The sequence below is a fragment of the Kaistia adipata DSM 17808 genome (genome assembly GCF_000423225.1).
In the GTDB taxonomy this organism is placed as follows: Bacteria; Pseudomonadota; Alphaproteobacteria; order Rhizobiales; family Kaistiaceae; genus Kaistia; species Kaistia adipata.
In genome coordinates, this window is sequence record NZ_AUHO01000010.1 from 267548 (window position 1) to 286448 (window position 18901).

Genomic DNA, 18901 nt, shown 5'->3' on the forward strand with positions numbered 1-18901 from the left:
TGGGCGTCGCTGGAACGCGCATTGGCTACCAGAAGCCAATCCCATGCACTCGCGCCGGGATCAAGGGTGTAATCCCGTTCTAGATTAATCATACAAGAGCGTTGACGAGTATGATTATTGGAAATATGGGTCAGACACTGCCGCTGGGTGCGGTGGGCAATTTTTCTCGTGGGAGTGAGACAAATGCGTCTTTGGAAGAGTGCCGTCATGGCCGGCGCGGCCGTGATGATCGCCCTGTCGTCAGCCTATGCGGCGGACGTCAAGATCGGCTTCGTCGTCAAGCAGCCGGAAGAGCCCTGGTTCCAGGACGAGTGGAAGTTCGCCGAGATCGCGGCCAAGGAGAAGGGCTTCACCCTGGTCAAGATCGGCGCCGAGGACGGCGAGAAGCTGCAGTCGGCGATCGATAATCTCGGCGCCCAGGGCGCGCAGGGCTTCATCGTCTGCACGCCGGACGTCAAGCTCGGCCCCGGCATCGTCGCCAAGGCGGCCGCCAATGACCTCAAGCTGATGACCGTCGACGACCGCCTGGTCGACGCCGATGGCAAGCCGCTCGAGGACGTGCCGCATATGGGCATCTCCGCGACCAAGATCGGCGAGGCCGTCGGCGAGGCGATCGCCGCCGAGATCAAGAAGCGCGGCTGGGATCCGAAGACCGTCGGCGCCATCCGCGTCTCCTATGACCAGCTGCCGACCGCCGTCGATCGCGTCGACGGCGCCATCGCCGCCCTGAAGGCGTCCGGCTTCCCGGCCGAGAACATCTTCGACGCGCCGCAGGCCAAGACCGACACCGAGGCCGCGCTCAACGCCGCCACGGTCGTGCTCAACAAGCATGCCGACATCAAGAACTGGGTCGCCTTCGGCCTGAACGATGAGGCCGCACTCGGTGCCGTCCGCGCCACGGAAAGCGTCGGCATTCCGGCCGCCAACGTCATCGCCATCGGCATCGGCGGCGCGGAATCGGCGATCAACGAGTTCAAGAAGGCGGATCCGACCGGCTTCGTCGGCACCGTCATCATCTCGCCGAAGCGTCACGGCTACGAGACGGCGATCAACATGTATGACTGGATCGCCAACGACAAGGCGCCGCCGGCGCTGACGCTCACCGCCGGCCAGCTGGCGCTGCGCGACAACTACGAAGCCGTCCGCAAGGACCTCGGCATCGAGTAATTCGCCCGGCCTCGATCACCCGGCGGCGGACCTGTCCGCCGCCGGTTCTCGTTTGCGGGGGGAGCGTCGCACATGACTGACTTTCTAGAATTCTCCAACATTTCCAAGAGCTACCCGGGTGTCCGGGCGCTGTCGGGAATCTCGTTTGGCGTCGCCAAGGGTCGGGTGCACGGCCTGATGGGCGAGAATGGCGCCGGCAAGTCGACCCTGATCAAGATCCTGTCGGGCGACATCCGCGCCGACGAGGGCGAGATCCGCATCGATGGCGTCGTCCAGCATTTCCATTCGACCCGCGACGCCTTCGCGGCGCGTGTCACCGTCGTGCACCAGGAACTGCAGCTGGTGCCGGAACTCTCCGTCGCCGAGAACCTGCGGCTCGGCCATTTCCCGGCCAAGGCCGGCGTCATCAGCTTTCGCGAGCTCGTCGCCGATGTCGGCAGCAAGCTGAAGGAGATCGGCGTCGACGTCGACCCGCGCACCAAGGTCGCGGCGCTGTCCATCGGCGAGCGCCAGATGATCGAGATCGCCAAGGCGGTGATGCTCGACGCCCGCGTCATCGCGCTGGACGAGCCGACCTCGTCGCTCTCCTCGCGCGAGAGCGAGATCCTGTTCACGCTGATCGAGCGGCTGCGCGAGCAGGGCAAGGTCATCCTCTACATCTCGCACCGCCTCGACGAGGTGTTCCGCCTCTGCGACGGCGTCACGGTTCTGCGCGACGGCAAGCTCGCCGCCCACCATGCCAGCATGGAAGGCGTCACGCGCGACCAGATCGTCTCCGAGATGGTCGGCCGCGAGATCAGCGATATCTGGGGCTGGCGCGGCCGCGACGTCGGCGACGTCCGCCTGAAGGTCGAGGGCATCACCGGCTCCCGCCTGCCGAACCCGGTCGGTTTCGAGGCGCGCAAGGGCGAGATCCTCGGCTTCTTCGGCCTGGTCGGCGCCGGCCGCAGCGAACTGATGCGCCTCGTCTACGGCGCCGATCATCGCCATGCCGGCAGCGTCGCCATCGACGGCAAGCCGGTCGCGCCCAGCGATCCGCGCCAGTCGATCCGTGCCGGCCTCGTGCTCTGCCCCGAGGACCGCAAGTTCGACGGCATCGTCCAGGGCCGCTCGGTCTCGGACAACATCGCCATCTCGGCGCGGCGTCATTTCTCGCCGCTCGGCATCCTCAATCTCGGCAAGGAAGCGGCGCTGGCCGATGGCTTCATCAGGAGTCTCCGCATCCGCACGCCGTCGCGCAAGCAGGACATCGTCAATCTCTCGGGCGGCAACCAGCAGAAGGTCATCCTGGCCCGCTGGCTGGCCGAGACCGACGTCCGCGTCCTGATCGTCGACGAGCCGACCCGCGGCATCGACGTCGGCGCCAAGTCGGAGATCTACGAGCTGCTCTATTCGCTGGCCGAGAGCGGCCTCGCCATCGTCGTGGTGTCGAGCGAGCTGCCGGAAGTGATGGGCATCTCCGATCGAATCGCCGTCATGTGCGGCGGCAGCATCGCTGCCACCTTCGATCGCGCCGATTTCAACGAACGCACCATTCTCGCGGCAGCCTTGCCGGACCGCTCTGCGGCGGAAGCAATCAAGAAGGTTTCCTGATGACCGGTTCCCTGAAGCGAATCCTGCTCGGCGAGCAGGGCCTCGTCGTCATCTTCGCCATCGCCTTCGCCGTGGTGTCGCTGACCGTCCCGAACTTCCTCACCGAGCGCAACATGCTCGGCCTGCTGCAGTCGGTGGTGACGATCGGCATCGTCTCCTGCACCATGATGTTCTGCCTGGCCTCGCGTGACTTCGACCTTTCGGTCGGCTCGATCGTCGCCTTCACCGGCATGGTCGCGGTCATGGCCTCGAACGCGACCGGCTCGATCCCGCTCGGCCTGCTGATCGCCGTCGGCTTCGGCACCTTCGTCGGCTTCGTCAACGGCGTCGTCATCGCCAAGCTGAAGATCAACGCGCTGATCACCACGCTCGCGACGATGCAGATCGTCCGCGGCCTGGCCCTGATCTCGTCGGATGGCCGCGCCGTCGGCATCAACGATGCGTCGTTCTACCAGCTCGCTTTGTCGAAGTTCCTCGGCGTGCCGACGCCGATCTGGGTGATGGGCGCGCTGTTCTGCATCTTCGGCTTCGTCCTGAACCGCACCGTGTTCGGTCGCAACACGCTCGCCATCGGCGGCAATCCGGAGGCCTCGCGCCTTGCCGGCGTCAATGTCGACTGGATGCGGATCTGGATCTTCACGCTGCAGGGCCTGGTCTGCGCCATCGCCGGCATCCTGCTCGCTTCGCGCATCACCTCCGGCCAGCCCAACGCGGCGACCGGCCTCGAGCTCTCCGTGATCTCGGCCTGCGTGCTCGGCGGCGTGTCGCTCGCCGGCGGCCGCGCGGCGATGACCGGCGTCATCGTCGGCGTGCTGATCATGGGCATTGCCGAGAATGTCATGAACCTGCTCAATATCCAGGCCTTCTACCAGTATGTGGTGCGCGGCCTGATCCTCCTGATGGCGGTTCTGCTCGACAATCTGCGCTCCCGCTCGCTCGGCCGCCGCTAGGAACTGACAGAATGAAGATCACCAAGATCGAGACGCATGTCGTCAATGCCGAGATGCGGAACTGGGTGTTCGTCCGCGTCCTGACTGACCAGCCGGGCCTCTATGGCTGGGGCGAGGCGACGCTGGAATGGAAGGCGCGCGCCATCGTCGGCGCCATCGCCGACCTTGAGCCGATCCTGCTCGGCCTCGACCCGCGCGACATCGAATATGCCGTCAGGGCGATGAAGAAGCACGGCTTCTGGCAGCCGCTCGGCGTCATCGGCATGACCGCGCTGTCGGGTATCGAGATGGCGCTCTGGGACATCCTCGGCAAGTCGCTCGACGTGCCGGTCTGGCGGCTGTTCGGCGGCAAGGTGCGCGACCGCGTGCCGATCTACACCCATCTCGGCCTCGGCCAGATGGACGCCGTCTACAACTCGATGGACGCTTCCTCGCTGGTCGAGCGTGGCCTCGCCGTCAAGGAGCAGGGCTACAAGGCGATGAAGGTCGTCAACGTGCCCTATACCCACTACACGGCGACGCCCTCGGCGATCGACGATTTCGTCAAGAGCATGGGCGCGCTGCGCGAGGCGATCGGTCCCGAGATCGAGCTGATGGTCGATTTCCACGGCCGCTGCGCCTCGGCCGGCGCCGCGCTCTCCTATCTGCGGGCGCTCGAGCCGTTCAACGTGATGTTCGCCGAGGAGCCGATCCCGCCCGGCGACGTCGCTTCGATGAAGGTGATCGCCGACGCGTCGCCGGTCGCCATCGCCCATGGCGAACGCCTGACCAGCGCCGCCGAATTCGCGCCCTATATCGAGGCGCGGACGATGACCGTCGCCCAGCCGGATCTCTGCCATTGCGGCGGCTTCAGCGAGGCGCGGCGCATTGCGGCGCTCGCCGAGGTGGCCGGCATCGGGCTTGCCCCGCACAATCCGCTCGGGCCGATCGCCGGCGTCGCGGCGCTGCACTTCGACGTCGCCACGCCGAACGTCATCATCCAGGAAGAGATGACCGGCGCCGTGCCGTGGTATTTCGAGGTGGTGCAGGGTCCGATCGAGCGCGTCGACGGCGCCTGGCAGGTGCCGCAGGCGCCGGGCCTCGGCGTCGAGGTCGATCTCGCCGTCGCGGCCAAGCATCCCTGGAAGCAGGAGCCGTTCCCGACCCGCGACGCCGTCATGCCCGACGGCACCATCGTCGACTGGTAGGTTCGCCATGGCTGGACGCCTGGAAGGCAAGGTCGCCATCATCACCGGGGCCGCGCGCGGCATCGGTGCGGCGATCGCCCGCCGTTTCGCCGCAGAGGGGGCCTCGCTCGGGCTGATCGACATCGACGCGGAGGCGCTCGCCGCCTTCGCGGCGGAACTCGCGGCCGAGGGCGCCACCCTCGTCACGGCGGAAGCCAATATCGGCGAGCGCGCCTCGGTCGAGGCGGCCGTTGCGATCGTGAAGGCGCGCTACGACCGGGTCGACGTGCTGGTCAACAATGCTGGCATCAACGTCTTCGCCGATCCGCTGGAGCTCGCGGACGAGGAGTGGCGGCGCTGCATGGCCGTCAACCTCGAAGGCGCCTGGCACATGATCCGCGCCGTCCTGCCGGGCATGATCGCGGCGGGGCAGGGGTCGATCGTCAACATCGCCTCGACGCACGCCTTCTCGATCATTCCGGGCACGTTCCCCTATCCGGTCGCCAAGCACGGCCTGCTCGGGCTGACGCGCTCGCTCGCCGTCGACTATGCGCCGCAGGGCGTCCGCATCAATGCGATCGCGCCCGGCTATATCGAGACCGACAAGGTCAAGGACTGGCTGGCGGAGTTTCCCGATCCCGCCGCGGCGCGGGCCCGCGTCGAGGGGCTGATCCCGCTCCGCCGCATCGGCACGCCCGAGCAGGTCGCGCATGCGGCGGTGTTCCTGGCCAGCGACGAGTCCGCCTTCAGCACCGGTTCGGTGCTGACCATGGATGGCGGTCGTTCGGTCGTCTATCACGACTGACGAAAACGGCCGGCCCCAGGGGCCGGCCGTGCATCTCTATCCAACGCCTGGCCCCTTCTCTGTCGATGAAGGGCCGGGCTCGGGAAAGTGCCCTTAGAGCTTCAGCAGCGGATCCGGCTGGTCGGCGCTGAACGGCACGTCGTCGACGCCCCAGCTGCGGTGCACGGTGTGGACATGCGCGTCGCGGCCGCCATTCTGCTTCAGGATGTCGAGGATCTTGGCATCGTCCTTGGCGTCCGGCGTGTGCACCCAGAGCAGAAGGCCGCCATTGGCGAGCTGCTGGTGGATCGCCGCCGCATGCTTGCGGCCGAAGACGCGCGACAGGACGAAGCCGGCCGAGCCGGTGGCCAGCGTGCCGCCGATCGTCAGGGCCAGCGCCGGGATCAGCGCGATGCCGGCCGTGCCGGCGACGAGCGCGGCGCCGAGGCCGGTGACGAGGGCCGGACCGCCGGTCATGGCGGCTGCGCCTTCGACGCGGGAATCCGAGGTTACGTAGCTCGCCCGCGCGACGTCGTCCTTGTCCTCGAGCGACTTCGTCGAAGCGAGCGATTCGGTGGCCGCGAGGACGCTCATGTCTTCCTGGCGCAGGCCATACTGCATCAGCGCGTCGACGGCCGCGTTGAGGGCAGCCTCGCTGTCGAACACGGCGACCGCCTCACGCTCCTGATAGCCGATGTTGCCGTCCTTGCTGTCCGGGCCAGTCTGGGTCATCTCAATTCCTCGATTACGCGGTCGAACGATCGCCGGTTGTACCGGCGTCCTGATTACATCACCACATCGGCCTTCGCATCGTCCAATGTGCAACAGGGTATGTGACACCATGACCGTCAGTCATGTGACGGCCGGGCTCTCGCGCCACCCGCCGGCTATTCGCCGGCGCCGAGATGGGCCGCGGCGCGGCGGCGCTCCCGCGGCGTCATGCCGTAGAAGCGGTGCTTTTCCTCGTACATGCGGGCGTCGGCGCGCTTGACGACGTCCTCGAGCGGCTCGCCCGGCAGGCTGGTGGCGGCACCGATCGAGAGGCTCAACACCATGCCCGAATAGAACTGGTTGTTGAGCTCTACGAGGCGGCGGATGTCCTCGACGGTTTTCTCGGCCGCCTGCTCGTCGGCGCCGGGCAGGAGCACGGCGAACTCGTCGCCGCCGATGCGGGCGGCGTGATGGGGCTGCGTCACCAGCTTGCCGAGCACTTCGCCGACGCGGCGCAGCAGCTCGTCGCCGGCGGCGTGGCCCCATTGGTCGTTGGCGGCCTTGAGGCCGTTCAGGTCGAGGATGATGACGGTGACCGGCATCGGCCCGTTCCGCTGCAGGCGGTTCAGTTCGTCGACATAGAAGGCGCGGTTGTAGAGCTTGGTCAGCACGTCGTGCTGGCCGAGGAATTCGAGATAGGCCTCGGCCGCCTTGCGCGCCGTGATGTCGGTCAGCGCCACCTGGACCAGCGACCAGTCGCGCTCATGGCCGGGCAGCACCGAGAACTGCAGATGCAGATGCAATTCCCTGCCGTCGAGCGCGTAATTCACGACTTCGCGCTGCTGGAACAGCTTGCCCTCCCAGAGGTCGATCAGTTGCTCGCGGAAATGGCGGTTCATCTGGTCGCGGAAGATGTCGCCGAGCCGCTTCAGAAGCGTCGTCTTGTCGGGCGCCGCGAAGAGCTCGAGCGTGTGGCGATTGACGTCGATGACGCGGATCTCGCTCATGCAGCGCGTGACGAATTCCGGGTGCACGTCGGTGAAGACGCGGAAATCGACGATGCCGATCATCCGGATCTCGTCGATCAGGCTTTTCACGCGGGAAAAGTCCTCGACCCAGAGCGAGATCGGCGAATGGTGGAACAGGCCGCGGGCATATTCCTCGCTGCGCAGGAGGGCCCGTCGCGCCGTCTCCCGCTCGGTGACGTCCTCGATCGCCACCAGCACGCGGTTCCAGCTCGCCTCGTGGCCGGGGACGATGGTGCCCTTCAGCAGGATGTCGAGGCGGCGGCCGGTGAGCGTGTAGTTGGTCGTCAGGCTGGTGAAGGTCGTCTCGCCGTTCCAGAGCTGCACCAGCTCGGCGATATGGGTGTCCAGCATGTCGTCGCGGAACACCTGGTCCAGATTGGCGGCGAGATGGTCGAGATCGTCCGCCTCCAGCAGGGCCAGGGTCTTGCGGTTGACGCGCAGCAGCCGGATGTGGCTGGAGCAGAGCGTGACCCGGGAGAGGTCGGCGCGCAGATACGCCTCCAGATCGACGACACCGGCGGCGCGCCAGCCGTCGAAAAGGTCCTTCAGGCCGCTGTAATCCTCTTCCCAGAGCGACACCGGCGCGATGTCGAAAAGCTGGCCGTCGGTACTCGGCTCACATGTCATTCGGTCGATCCGGTCATTCGCTCTTTGGCGTCAGGCTAGCCTGTTCGCGCCCTCTCCGCCATCGCCGTTGCGGAACTTGGTGCAGGTTTGTCAACGTGCCACCAGAAGGCGAGGGGCGGCCCGGATGGGGAAGAGCACGCGGCAGGCATGACGCTGGTCGCGGAAGCTGCCATGATCGGCGTCGGAAGCCGGGCCGATGCGGGGTCCCGCCGCCCAGCCGATGCACGCGAACCAAGGACAACGAGCTCGAATGACGAAGATCAAGATCACCGCCGGCCCGTACACCTTCTACGGCAGGTTCGAGGAGGAGCTGGCGCCCAAGACCTGCGCCATGTTCAAGAAGCTGCTGCCGTATCGCGAGAAGATCATCCATGTGCGCTGGAGCGGCGAGGGCTGCTGGATCCCGCTCGGCGATCTCGACCTCGGCATCGGCTACGAGAATAACACCAGCCATCCGGCGCCCGGCCAGATTATCGTTTATCCCGGCGGCGTCAGCGAGACCGAGATCCTGCTCGCCTATGGCGGCGTGTGCTTCTCGTCCAAGGTCGGCCAGCTGTCGGGCAACCATTTCCTGACCATCACCGAGGGGCTCGAGAACATCGTCGCGCTCGGCAAGCTGACGCTCTGGAAGGGCGCGCAGGACATCCTGTTCGAACTGGCGGACTGATCTCCGTCCTTTCCCGGCCGGCGTCGCGCCGGCCGGGGCTTCCGTCCCGGCTCTTGCCGATCCCGGCTCCGGCCGCGGCCGCGTCGAGGGCATGCGAATGGCGCCGCTTTTCCACCGGTGCTCCACAGCCGCTCCACCGTCTTTTCCCCATCCTGCAAACAGCTTGTCCACAGGGTTGCGCACGGCCACCCTGCGCGTTCCGGCTGTGCCGGGGCGATTATCGAAATCCATTTGACTGAATAAATCCTTGGGCTAACGTGGAGGTAACGAAACGGGAGCGGACATGGTCCTGCGCGGAACCAACCAGGAGTTCGGGCGGCCCTACAACAGGCGGATCGTGCTGGAGACGATCCGTCAGCAGGCTCCGATTGCGCGTGGCGACATCGCCCGCGAAGTGGGGCTCACCGTCCAGACCGTCTCCACCATCATCCGCGAACTCGAGCTGCAGGGCTTCGTCATGGGCGTGCGCGAGCCGCCCAAGGGCAGGGGTCTGCCGCGCACCAGCCTGATGCTCAATCCCGAGGGCGGCTTCGCCATCGGCCTGCATGTGACGCCGATCGGCATCGGCGCGGCGCTCGTCAATCTCGCCGGCGACATCGTCGGCAGCCGCTATCACGCGCTCGCGCCGGTAACGCCGGAGCCTTCCTTCGAGATCTTTGAGATCCTGATCGACGAGATGCGGGCGCTCCGGCCGGAAGGGCGGATGCTCGGCATCGGCGTCGCCATGCCGGGTCCGAACGATGTCGAGTCGATGAGTTTCGTCGGCCCGACCACGCTCGAGGGCTGGAAGGGCGTCGACGTCGGCGGCCGCCTCACGGCGATGACCGGGCTTCCGGCCTTCGTCGGCACCGAGCCGAGCGCCGCGGCGCTGGGCGAACGCCTCTATGGCAAGGGCCGCGATCTTCATTCCTTCTATTACCTTTATGTCGGTGTCGGCTTCGGCGGCGCCATGGTGCATGGCGGCAACGTGCTGCTCGGCGCGCATGGCAATGCCGGCGAGATCGGCCACATCCCGCTCGTGCCGGACGGCGATCTCTGCCCATGCGGCAACCGGGGCTGCCTGGAGCGTTACGTGTCGCAGGAGGCGCTCGATCGCCGCCTGAAGGCCGTCGATCCCAAGGCGCGGGTCGAGACGGCGCTGGAGGACCATCCCGACATCGTCGAGGCCTGGATCGCCGAGATCGCGCCGGTGCTGCGGCGGGCGATCGCCACGATCGAGAACCTGTTCGATCCCGACGGCATCGTCATCTCGGGCTTCGTCTCCGAGGCGCTGCTGCGTCGTCTGTTCGCCGCGACCGAGCCGCTGATGCATTCCGTCGCCGAGCGCAGCGGGCGAACCTCGCCGCGGCTGCTGCTCTCCACCGACGGCAAGGATGCCGTCATGCGCGGCTCCGCCGCGCTCGCCATTTCCGGCGTGCTGTCGCCCCGGTTCGGCCTCCTCTTCGCCGGCGAAGAGGAGCGCACCGAGCGCGATCCGATCATGGCCGGCCCGAGCAAGAAAGAGGTAGCAGCATGACCACCGAAGCGCCGCTCCTGCGGCTTGAAAACATCTCCCGCAGCTTCGGCGCGATCCAGGCGCTGCGCGACATCTCGTTCGACATCGGGCGCGGCGAGGTCGTGGCGCTGCTCGGCGACAACGGCGCCGGCAAGTCGACGCTCGTGAAGATGATCTCGGGCGGGCTGGAGCCGAGCTCCGGGCGGATCATCTATGACGGCGCCGAGCGCCACTTCACCTCGCCGGCCGACGGCAAGGCGGCGGGAATCGAGACCGTCTACCAGGACCTCTCGCTCTGCACCAATGTCGACGTCGTCGCCAACTTCTTCATGGGCCGCGAGATCGTGAAGAAGTATCTCGGCATCCCGGTGCTGCAGGAAAAGGCGATGGAGGCGGTGGTCGCCAAGGCGCTGGCCGACGCCGGCACCAAGATTCCGTCGCTCCGCACCAATGTCGAGCATCTCTCCGGCGGCCAGCGCCAGGCGATCGAATTGAACCGCTTCGTCCACTGGGGCGGCAAGCTGGTGCTGCTCGACGAGCCGTTCGCGGCGCTCGGCGTCGAGCAGACGCGGCGCGGCCTCGACCTGATCCGCCGCATCGCCGACCAGGGCATCGGCGTCATCTTCATCACCCACATCATGAGCCAGGCCTTCCAGGTCGCGGATCGGATGGTGGTCATCCGTCAGGGCAAGGTCGCCGGCGACGTCCGCCGCGAGGACACGACCGCCGACGAGATCGTGCAACTGATTACCGGCGAGGCACTGGGCGGCCGCGCGCGGAATGCCGACCGTGAGAATGGTCAAGCCCAACCAGCGGCATAGGCCGGTCAACAGGCCGAAACCGCGACTTCCAGACCATGCTTACCAGCTGAGGGAGCCATGAAATGAAGCGATTGATGGGTGTTCTGGCGGGGGCCGTCGTGCTCGGCGCCGCAACCTTCCTGACGCCGGCCGCCTGGGCCGCCGACAAGGGCAAGATCTACTACCTGGTGCCGACCCTTCTGGACGAATTCCAGACCGGTTCGGTGACGGCGATCACCAAGTTCATGAAGGATGTCGGCTACGAGACGGTCGCGCTCAACGCCGACAACAAGACCGACGTCCAGCAGGGCCAGATGAATGACGTCATCGCCCTGAAGCCGTCGGCGATCGTGCTCGCCGCCGTCGACTTCAACGCGCTGAAGCCGCAGATCGAGGCGGCCCGCGCCGCCGGCATCCCGGTCATGCAGTTCGACCGCCAGATCACCTCGACCAAGAGCGACCTGACCTCGGTCGCCGGCACGATCGAGATCGGCCATGTCGCCGCCGCCGAGATCGAGCGCCTGCTCAAGGAGAAGAACGGCAGCGTCAAGGGCAAGGTGCTGCAGGTCATGGGCGACCCCGGCGATCCCTACACGCTCGACATCCAGAAGGGCTTCGAGGAGAAGATGAAGGCGTTCCCGGACGTCACCATCATCTCGCATCCGGCCATGCAGTGGGAAGCGTCGAACGCCGGTTCGGTGGTCGCTGACCAGCTGCTCGCCAATCCCGACATCGACCTGATCTTCGTCCACGCCGCGCATCTCTCGGTCGCCGCCGTGGCGTCGCTTGAAGCGGCCGGCAAGAAGCCGGGCGAGGTCCTGCTCGTCTCGTCGAACGGCGCGCCTGTCGGTCTCGACCTGATCCGCAAGGGCTGGCAGCAGGTCGAGGTCGAGCAGCCGCTGTTCGCCCAGGCCGCCGCGCTGGCGATGTTCGCCGACAAGATCGTCAACAAGCAGGAGATCAAGCCCGGCACCTATGACGTGCTCGGCCTCGAAGGCGTGATGACGATCGAGGACTGGGGTCCGAACATCAAGATCCCGGGCGCCGCGATCACCAAGGACAACATCGACGATCCGCGCTTCTGGGGCAACATGAAGACCCCGGAAGCCCCGGTGAAGTCGGTCGAGTAACGACCTGAAACGCCCGCCGTCCCGGCTCTTTGGCCGGGACGGCGATTGCCTCTCCGTGCCGGACGGCGTGACGCCGACGGCCGGAGACAGCTCGAGACGGCTGCTCCGCGCCCCTTCGGCGCCCTGAGCCCGTCTGCCGCCGCCGCAACACCCGGAGCCGTTTCATGGTCTCGTCCAATCGCCGGGCCGTGATCGAGTTCGTCCTCGATCACCTCGTCTGGTTCATCCTCATCGCCGTGCTGACGGTGTTCTCGCTGACGATCCCGAACTATTTCCAGATCGGCATCTTCGCCAACATCGTCGAGCAATCCACCTTCGTCGGCACGCTGGCGATCGGCCTGTCGCTCCTGATCATCGCCGGCTACATGGACCTCTCGATCGAGTCGGTCATGGCGCTCGCGGCGATGGTGGTCGGCATCCTGTTCGCGAAGTCCGGCGTCGGCCTCGGCTTCGGCTTCACGCCGGCCTGGCTGGTGGTGCCGATCTCGCTCGCGATCGCGCTCTCGGTCGGCGCGGCGGTCGGCGCGAGCAACGCCTTCTTCGTCGTCCGGCTGAAGATGAACTCCTTCATCGTCACGCTGGCAGCCTATATCTGGGGCCGCGGCCTCGTCGTCGCGCTCTCGGGCGGCCGCTCGGCGCAGGAACTGCCCGGCGAACTCCGCTTCCTCGCCGTCGAGCGCTTCCTGCAGATCCCGCTGATGGCCTGGATCGCGATCCTCGCGACGCTGGTCTTCGCCTTCATCCTGAACCGCACGCCGTTCGGCCGCCATCTGCTGATGATCGGCGGCAATCCGACCGCCGCCTATCGCGCCGGCATCAAGGTCGACCGCCTGACGGCCACCACCTTCGTGCTCGCCGGCGCCATTGCCGGCCTCGCCGGCTGGCTGCTCGCCATCCGCACCTCGGGCGCGACCGCCAATCTCGGCGTCGGCATGCTGTTCCAGACCTTCGCGGCGGTCGTCATCGGCGGCGTCAGCCTGAAGGGCGGCGTCGGCAGCCTGCCCGGCGTCTATGCCGGCGTGCTGCTGCTCGCCTCGATCCAGACGGCGATCAACCTGATGGGCATGCCCGCGCATTTCACGCAGCTGATCCAGGGCGGCATGGTCCTGGTCGCCGTGCTGCTCGACACCATGAAGCTCAGCATTAGAAAGAGGCTCGCCTGATGAGCACCCAGACCCAACGTCTCGCCGGTCGCACGGCCCTCGTCGTCGGCGGCGCGCGCGGCATCGGCGGCGCCATCGCCGCTCGCTTCGTGGCGGAAGGCGCGCGCGTCGTCATCGCCGACACCGAGGCGGAGGCCGGCCGCGCCTTCGCCGGCGGCCTCGGCGGCGAGGACAGGGTGCGCTTCATCGTGACCGACATCTCCCAGAAGGCCGACGCGGAGCGGGCCGTCGCCGAGGTGGTGACGCATTTCGGCGGCATCGACATCGTCGTGCAGAACGCCGGTATCTATCCCTGGACGCTGATCGAGAACATCGAGCCGGAGGAATGGGACGCCGTGCTCGGCGTCAATCTGCGCGGCACCTTCCTGGTGGCGCGCGCCGCCCTGCCGGCTATGAAGGCCAAGGGCTATGGCCGCATGGTGTTCACCTCGTCGATCACCGGACCGCGCGTGAGCAGCCCCGGCCATGGCCACTACGCGGCCTCGAAGGCGGGCATCAACGGCTTCATCAAGTCGGCGGCGATCGAGTTCGCCGGCTACGGGATCACCGTCAACGGCATCGAACCGGGCAACATCCTGACCGAGGGCATGAAGGCCGGCCGTAGCGCCGCCTTTATCAAGGGCATGGAGGATTCGATCCCGCTCGGCCGTCTCGGCACGCCGGACGACATCGCCAACGCGGCGCTGTTCCTCGCCTCGGACGAGGCGGCCTACATCACCGGCACGACGATCATCGTCGATGGCGGCCAGACCCTGCCGGAGAGCAAGGATTTCCGCATCACGCCGGAATGATTTGTGCGCGCGGAAGCTTCAGCCCCGTCCCGGCCTTGCCGGGGCGGGGCTTTTTCTTGGCTCAGGCGATCTCGCCGAGCCGGTCGAGCATCGCCGTCGTCAGCGCGATCTCGTCGGCGTTCACGCCATGCGCCGAGCCCTGGTAGATCCGTGTCGTCACCAGCGCGCCGGCCTTGCTGAAGCGCGCCGCCGACTCCTGGACCCGCTCGATCGGAATGTGGAAGTCGCGCTCGGCGCAGCCGAGCAGGACAGGGGTTCCGTCGAGATCGTCGCCGCCATTCCAGAGCTCACCCTCGGCGCCGATCAGCCCGCCGCTCAGGCCCACCGCGCCGCCATAGCGGCCGGGCTTGCGGGCGACCGATTCGAGCGCCAGGCAGGCGCCCTGCGAGAAGCCGAGCAGCACGATGCGGTCGCGGCCGATGCCCGCCTCGACGATGTCGTCGACGAGGGCGTGCACCACGCTGAGCGCCGAGCCGAGCCAGGGCTCGTTCAGTGCCCGCGGCTCCATGAAGCGCTGCGGATACCAGACCGAGCCCGTCGCTTGCGGGGCGAAATAGGCGACGTCGTCCTGGCCGAGATGGTCGGCGAGGCCGATGATGTCGTCGGCCGAGGCGCCGCGGCCGTGCAGGGTGATGACGGCGCCCCGCGCGCCGGCGAGCGGCGCGCCGGCGCTGAGGATGCGCTGTCCGGAGTGGGGGCCGGAGCCCCGCATCCTTTCGATGGTCATGATCGTCTGCTTCCTGCCGTCAGAGCGGCTTCAGATTGTCTTCGATCGACTGGCGACGGCCCTCGAGGAAGGGCGGCAGCGACAGATGCTCGCCGAGCGTCTCCATCGGTTCGTCTGCGGTGAAGCCGGGGATATCCGTGGCAATCTCGAACAGCACCCCGTTCGGCTCGCGGAAATAGAGCGAACGGAAGTAGTAGCGCTCGACCTCGCCGCTCGAGCCGATGCGGAAATCGCGCACCCGCTCGGCCCAGAGCCGCAGGCTGTCATAGTCCGGCGTGCGGAAGGCGACATGGTGCACGCCGCCCGCGCCCTCGCGCGCCGTCGGCGCGTCCGGCTCGACCACGACGTGCAGTTCCGCCTGCGGACCGCCATTGCCCATCTGGTAGACGTGGACATGGTTGTTCGAGATCGCGCTCTGCGGATAGTCGCGCACCTTCTTCATGTGCATGACGCGAGTCAGCACCATCTCGGTCGGCGCCAGGTCGCGCACGCTCATCATGATCGGGCCGAGACCGAGGATCTGATGCTCGGCCGGCACGGTGCTCCGTTCCCAGGGGCGGGCGGCGGTGACCGGGCCGTTGTCGACCAGTGACAGGCGCTGGCCTTCCGGATCTTCGAAGACGAGGCCCTGGCGGCCGCCGAGATCGGTGACGTCGCCGGCCTTCACGCCCTTGGCGCGCAGATGGTCGCGCCACCAGCCAAGGCTGTTGCCGTCAACGCGGAAGCCGGTGCGGACGACCGAATGCGTGCCGCGCCGCGCCGGGCCGACCGGCCAGTCGAAGAAGGTGATGTCCGAGCCCGGGGTCGCCTCGCCGTCGCCATAGAAGAGGTGGTAGGCGCTGGTGTCGTCCTGGTTGACGGTCTTCTTGACCAGGCGCAGGCCGAGCACCTTCGTGTAGAAGGCGAGATTGCCCGGCGCGTCGGCCGTGATCGCGGTGAGATGGTGGAATCCACCGAGCTGCAGGTCCATGACGTTCTCTCCAGTGAGTGCGTTGGCCTGAAAATGGCTTTCTGCCGCGGAAACTCAATCGCCCGCACCAGAATAAGGCTGTCTCCGGAGAATGGACAATCGCGGCGTGCCGCCTTCGTCGTGCTCTTCCTTGGAACAAGTATAAAATATCGGATGCCGTAGGGGTATCTCTGGTATCGGCGCGTCCGTGCAAAGAAGTTCTGGACGTTTGCCCGGGCCGGACGCATTTTGCGTGCGCGAGGCGCCGCGACTCGATAAGGGATTTAGATATCTCAGATATGATGGGCGCCCTTGTCCGGAAACGGGCTCATTCTTGGGATGCAACCGCTCGCGACGGCCGGCACGGAGGGGTGCAGGGCCGCCGGTCAGGCAAAAGAACGTCTAGGGAGGATACAACATGGCGAAGCTTATTCGGCAGCTTCTGGCGACGACGATCGCCGTCGGCGCGCTGGCAACCGCGGCGCATGCCGCCGGTCCCGAGATCGTCCCGGGTCCGAGCAACGACCCCAACTGCTTCAAGCCGTGGACGGCGGACACCAAGTTCTTCAAGTTTCCGAAGAAGGAAGGTCCGTACCGCATCGCGCTGGCCAACGGCTTCATCGGCAATACCTGGCGCATTCAGATGATCCAGACCGCCAAGGCCTATGCCGAGCAGCCTGACGTCAAGGCGAAGCTGAAGGAGTTCAAGGTCGTCTCGACCGGTGACGACGTCGCCGCCCAGATCGCCGCCGTCGATAATTTCATCAATTCAGGCTACGACGCGATCGTCGTCAACGCCCAGAACCCGACCTCGTTCAAGCCGGTGATCAAGCGCGCCAAGGCGGCCGGCGTCGTGCTCGTCGCCTTCGACAACACGCTCGACACCGACGAGGCGATCAACGTCAATGTCAGCCAGAAGGGCCTCGGCGAGCTCTGGGGCCAGTGGATGGTCGACCACCTGCCCCAGGGCGGCAAGCTGCTCGAGGTTCGCGGCGTCACCGGCACCTCGGTCGACCGCGACCGCCACGAGGGCATCCAGGAAGTCCTCGCCAAGTCCGGCAAGAAGTTCGAGACCGTCGAGGTCATCGGCCGCTGGGATGACGGCACCGCGCAGAAGGTGGCGGCCGACGCCATCGCCGTGCACAAGAAGTTCGATGGCGTCACCGTCCAGGGCGGCTCGACCGGCACGGTCCGCGCGCTGATGGACGCCGGCCATCCCTTCGTGCCGGTTGGCGGCGAGACGGAGAACGGCTTCCGCAAGCTTTGCGCCGAGCACTCCGGCGAGGGCCTGAAATGCGTCTCGGCCGGCAGCGGCCCCGCCCAGGTCGCGGTCGCCATCAAGACGGCGATCGAGGCGCTGGAAGGCAATGTCGTGCCGCAGTCGATCGAGCTGCCGTTCGCCATCGACAAGGACCCGGACTTCAAGGACGGCGTGAACTTCTACTCCAAGGAATCCGACAATTTCTTCGTCGGCAACGCCTTCCCGAGCTGTGGCATCAACTTCACGGCCCAGGAAATCATGGGGCAGAGCAAAGAGAACCAGTAGTCGCGTTCCATCCGTCTGGCGGGCCCCGTGCCCGCCAGACGGATTCCGTTTCTTCTTGCGTGGGTCGATGCCTTGTCTGACCGGAAGCCTTATCTCGAATTGAAGCGCATCTCGAAGCGCTATGGCGGCGTCGCCGCGCTCACGGAAGTCGATTTTTCCGTCTATCCCGGCGAGATCCAGGCCGTGCTGGGAGAAAACGGCGCCGGCAAGTCGACGCTGATCAAGATCGCTTCGGGCGTTACCGATCCGAGCGATGGCGAGGTCCTGATCGAGGGCCGCCCGGTCCGGTTTCGCAACCCGACCGAGGCGATGCGCGCCGGCGTGGTCTGCGTGTTCCAGGAATTGTCGCTGCTGCCGGAGCTCACCGTCGCCGACAACCTCTCCATCGTCGACCCGCCGAAATGGGGCGGCATGATCGATGCCGGCGCCCAGCGCGCCCGCGCCCGCGCGCTCCTGAAGCGCGTCGGCTGCGAGGACGTGCATCCGCTCGAGCTGGTGCGCGACCTGCCGCTGTCGCGCCGGCAGATGGTCGAGATCGCCAAGGCGCTTGGCCGCGATCCGCGCATCCTGATCCTCGACGAGGCGACCTCGGCGCTGACCGCCGACGATGTCGAGCGTGTCTATGCGATCATCCGCGAGCTGAAGGCATCCGGCGTCGGCATTCTCTATGTCTCGCACCGCATGCGCGAGATCGAGGCGCTCGCCGACACCGCGACGGTCTTCCGCAACGGCCGCCGGATCGAGACCTTCAACAAGGGCGAGCGCTCGGTCGACGCCATCATCGAGATGATGATCGGCCGCGAGGTGACGCATCAATATCCCGACAAGCCGGCGCCGAAGCCCGATGCGCCGGTGGCCCTCAAGGCCGCCAATCTCACCTGGGGCCGCGAGATCCAGGACGTTTCCTTCGAGCTGAAGCGCGGCGAGATCGTCGGCCTCGGCGGGCTGGACGGCCAGGGGCAGCGCGAATTGCTGCTCGGCCTGTTCGGCGTGCTGAAGGGGATGTCCGGCAGCGTCGCCGTCGACGGCAAGCCGATCGCGCTCAACGGTCCGCGCAAGGCGATGCATGCGCCGCTGCCGATGGCGCTGATTCCCGAGGATCGTAAGACCGAGGGCCTGATGCTGCCGATGAGCGTCCGGGACAACATGACGCTCGCCGCGCTGCCGCGCCTGCTCGGCCGCTTCGGCATCGACGCCGACAAGGAGAGCGCCGCCGTCAACGACATGGTCGAACGGCTGCGCGTGAAGACGCCGGATCTCGATGCGCCCGTCTCGGCGCTCTCGGGCGGCAACCAGCAGAAGGTCGTGCTGGCGAAATGGCTGATGACGGCGCCCGGCATCATCCTCCTGAACGATCCGACGCGCGGCATCGATGTCGGCACCAAGCAGGAGATCTACCGGCTGATGCGGGAGCTGGCGAACCAGGGGGCTGCGATCCTGTTCTATTCGACCGATTATGCCGAGCTGATCGGCTGCTGCGACCGCGTGCTCGTCGTCTATGACGGCCGCATCCGGCGCGAGCTCGCCGGCGCGGCGCTCACCGAGCGCAACCTGCTGCAGAGCGCGCTCAACATCGACGCCATGGAGAAGGCGGCATGAGCGCGGGC

At 66.8% G+C, this 18901-nt stretch carries 17 protein-coding genes; 13 read left to right on the top strand and 4 right to left on the bottom strand.

Annotation, left to right across the window (positions count from 1 at the left end):
* Positions 1–183 precede the first annotated feature (183 nt).
* The 5 genes from G539_RS0110090 to G539_RS0110110 all read left to right on the top strand — a co-directional run bounded on the left by G539_RS0110090 (position 184) and on the right by G539_RS0110110 (position 5681).
* Positions 184–1167, top strand: coding sequence for an arabinose ABC transporter substrate-binding protein (locus tag G539_RS0110090; RefSeq protein ID WP_029075095.1), 984 nt, complete (start codon positions 184–186; stop codon positions 1165–1167).
* Between the two features lie 72 nt (positions 1168–1239).
* Positions 1240–2760, top strand: a complete 1521-nt coding sequence (araG, locus tag G539_RS0110095; RefSeq protein ID WP_029075096.1) for an L-arabinose ABC transporter ATP-binding protein AraG — start codon at positions 1240–1242, stop codon at positions 2758–2760.
* The gene (araH, locus tag G539_RS0110100) at positions 2760–3710 is read left to right on the top strand and encodes an L-arabinose ABC transporter permease AraH (protein WP_029075097.1); all 951 of its coding nucleotides are present in this window, start codon (positions 2760–2762) and stop codon (positions 3708–3710) included. Before araG ends, araH begins: the two co-directional genes overlap by 1 nt.
* 11 nt (positions 3711–3721) lie before the next feature.
* Positions 3722–4897, top strand: coding sequence for an enolase C-terminal domain-like protein (locus tag G539_RS0110105; protein WP_029075098.1), 1176 nt, complete (start codon positions 3722–3724; stop codon positions 4895–4897).
* Between the two features lie 7 nt (positions 4898–4904).
* The gene (locus G539_RS0110110; RefSeq protein WP_029075099.1) at positions 4905–5681 is read left to right on the top strand and encodes an SDR family oxidoreductase; all 777 of its coding nucleotides are present in this window, start codon (positions 4905–4907) and stop codon (positions 5679–5681) included.
* A gap of 93 nt (positions 5682–5774) precedes the next feature.
* On the opposite strand, the gene G539_RS0110115 is transcribed toward G539_RS0110110, so the two are convergent.
* On the bottom strand, positions 5775–6392 hold the full coding sequence (locus G539_RS0110115) for a hypothetical protein (protein ID WP_029075100.1): 618 nt from the start codon (positions 6390–6392) through the stop codon (positions 5775–5777).
* Between the two features lie 155 nt (positions 6393–6547).
* A complete protein-coding gene (locus G539_RS0110120; RefSeq protein WP_029075101.1) occupies positions 6548–8026 on the bottom strand; it encodes a sensor domain-containing diguanylate cyclase in 1479 nt (492 codons plus the stop codon).
* A 250-nt stretch (positions 8027–8276) separates the two neighbouring features.
* On the opposite strand from G539_RS0110120, the gene G539_RS0110125 reads away from it, so the two are divergent.
* From G539_RS0110125 to G539_RS0110150, 6 genes are all read left to right on the top strand, one after another.
* Positions 8277–8693, top strand: coding sequence for a DUF3830 family protein (locus G539_RS0110125; protein ID WP_029075102.1), 417 nt, complete (start codon positions 8277–8279; stop codon positions 8691–8693).
* Between the two features lie 283 nt (positions 8694–8976).
* Positions 8977–10209: an ROK family transcriptional regulator gene (locus tag G539_RS0110130; protein WP_029075103.1), complete on the top strand. Its 1233-nt coding sequence runs from the start codon at positions 8977–8979 to the stop codon at positions 10207–10209.
* Complete coding sequence (locus G539_RS24325) at positions 10206–11009, top strand: ATP-binding cassette domain-containing protein (RefSeq protein WP_035830937.1); 804 nt, start codon at positions 10206–10208, stop codon at positions 11007–11009. Before G539_RS0110130 ends, G539_RS24325 begins: the two co-directional genes overlap by 4 nt.
* Before the next feature lie 62 nt (positions 11010–11071).
* On the top strand, positions 11072–12118 hold the full coding sequence (locus G539_RS0110140; protein ID WP_029075104.1) for a sugar ABC transporter substrate-binding protein: 1047 nt from the start codon (positions 11072–11074) through the stop codon (positions 12116–12118).
* A gap of 164 nt (positions 12119–12282) precedes the next feature.
* Positions 12283–13281, top strand: coding sequence for an ABC transporter permease (locus G539_RS0110145; protein WP_029075105.1), 999 nt, complete (start codon positions 12283–12285; stop codon positions 13279–13281).
* Positions 13281–14072, top strand: a complete 792-nt coding sequence (locus G539_RS0110150) for an SDR family oxidoreductase (protein ID WP_029075106.1) — start codon at positions 13281–13283, stop codon at positions 14070–14072. Before G539_RS0110145 ends, G539_RS0110150 begins: the two co-directional genes overlap by 1 nt.
* Before the next feature lie 61 nt (positions 14073–14133).
* Here G539_RS0110150 and G539_RS0110155 read toward each other — a convergent pair whose 3' ends face one another.
* Together G539_RS0110155 and G539_RS0110160 are read right to left on the bottom strand one after the other, a co-directional pair.
* Entirely contained in the window at positions 14134–14799 is a 666-nt protein-coding gene (locus tag G539_RS0110155; RefSeq protein ID WP_035830941.1) for an alpha/beta hydrolase, read from the bottom strand.
* A 19-nt stretch (positions 14800–14818) separates the two neighbouring features.
* A complete protein-coding gene (locus G539_RS0110160) occupies positions 14819–15769 on the bottom strand; it encodes a ring-cleaving dioxygenase (RefSeq protein ID WP_029075108.1) in 951 nt (316 codons plus the stop codon).
* A 397-nt stretch (positions 15770–16166) separates the two neighbouring features.
* Here G539_RS0110160 and G539_RS0110165 point away from each other — a divergent pair, with 397 nt between their 5' ends.
* Positions 16167–17294 (top strand): sugar ABC transporter substrate-binding protein, encoded by a 1128-nt coding sequence (locus G539_RS0110165; protein WP_035830944.1) that lies wholly within the window; start codon positions 16167–16169, stop codon positions 17292–17294.
* Positions 17295–17366: 72 nt separating this feature from the next.
* Entirely contained in the window at positions 17367–18893 is a 1527-nt protein-coding gene (locus G539_RS0110170) for a sugar ABC transporter ATP-binding protein (protein ID WP_029075110.1), read from the top strand.
* Positions 18894–18901 lie beyond the last annotated feature (8 nt).

Bases quoted from the DNA above. Each gene is read 5' to 3' on its own strand.
- G539_RS0110090 (WP_029075095.1), top strand. From the start codon at position 184: ATGCGTCTTTGGAAGAGTGCCGTCATGGCCGGCGCGGCCGTGATGATC.
- araG (WP_029075096.1), top strand. From the start codon at position 1,240: ATGACTGACTTTCTAGAATTCTCCAACATTTCCAAGAGCTACCCGGGT.
- araH (WP_029075097.1), top strand. From the start codon at position 2,760: ATGACCGGTTCCCTGAAGCGAATCCTGCTCGGCGAGCAGGGCCTCGTC.
- G539_RS0110105 (WP_029075098.1), top strand. From the start codon at position 3,722: ATGAAGATCACCAAGATCGAGACGCATGTCGTCAATGCCGAGATGCGG.
- G539_RS0110110 (WP_029075099.1), top strand. From the start codon at position 4,905: ATGGCTGGACGCCTGGAAGGCAAGGTCGCCATCATCACCGGGGCCGCG.
- G539_RS0110115 (WP_029075100.1), bottom strand. From the start codon at position 6,392: ATGACCCAGACTGGCCCGGACAGCAAGGACGGCAACATCGGCTATCAG.
- G539_RS0110120 (WP_029075101.1), bottom strand. From the start codon at position 8,026: ATGACATGTGAGCCGAGTACCGACGGCCAGCTTTTCGACATCGCGCCG.
- G539_RS0110125 (WP_029075102.1), top strand. From the start codon at position 8,277: ATGACGAAGATCAAGATCACCGCCGGCCCGTACACCTTCTACGGCAGG.
- G539_RS0110130 (WP_029075103.1), top strand. From the start codon at position 8,977: ATGGTCCTGCGCGGAACCAACCAGGAGTTCGGGCGGCCCTACAACAGG.
- G539_RS24325 (WP_035830937.1), top strand. From the start codon at position 10,206: ATGACCACCGAAGCGCCGCTCCTGCGGCTTGAAAACATCTCCCGCAGC.
- G539_RS0110140 (WP_029075104.1), top strand. From the start codon at position 11,072: ATGAAGCGATTGATGGGTGTTCTGGCGGGGGCCGTCGTGCTCGGCGCC.
- G539_RS0110145 (WP_029075105.1), top strand. From the start codon at position 12,283: ATGGTCTCGTCCAATCGCCGGGCCGTGATCGAGTTCGTCCTCGATCAC.
- G539_RS0110150 (WP_029075106.1), top strand. From the start codon at position 13,281: ATGAGCACCCAGACCCAACGTCTCGCCGGTCGCACGGCCCTCGTCGTC.
- G539_RS0110155 (WP_035830941.1), bottom strand. From the start codon at position 14,799: ATGACCATCGAAAGGATGCGGGGCTCCGGCCCCCACTCCGGACAGCGC.
- G539_RS0110160 (WP_029075108.1), bottom strand. From the start codon at position 15,769: ATGGACCTGCAGCTCGGTGGATTCCACCATCTCACCGCGATCACGGCC.
- G539_RS0110165 (WP_035830944.1), top strand. From the start codon at position 16,167: ATGGCGAAGCTTATTCGGCAGCTTCTGGCGACGACGATCGCCGTCGGC.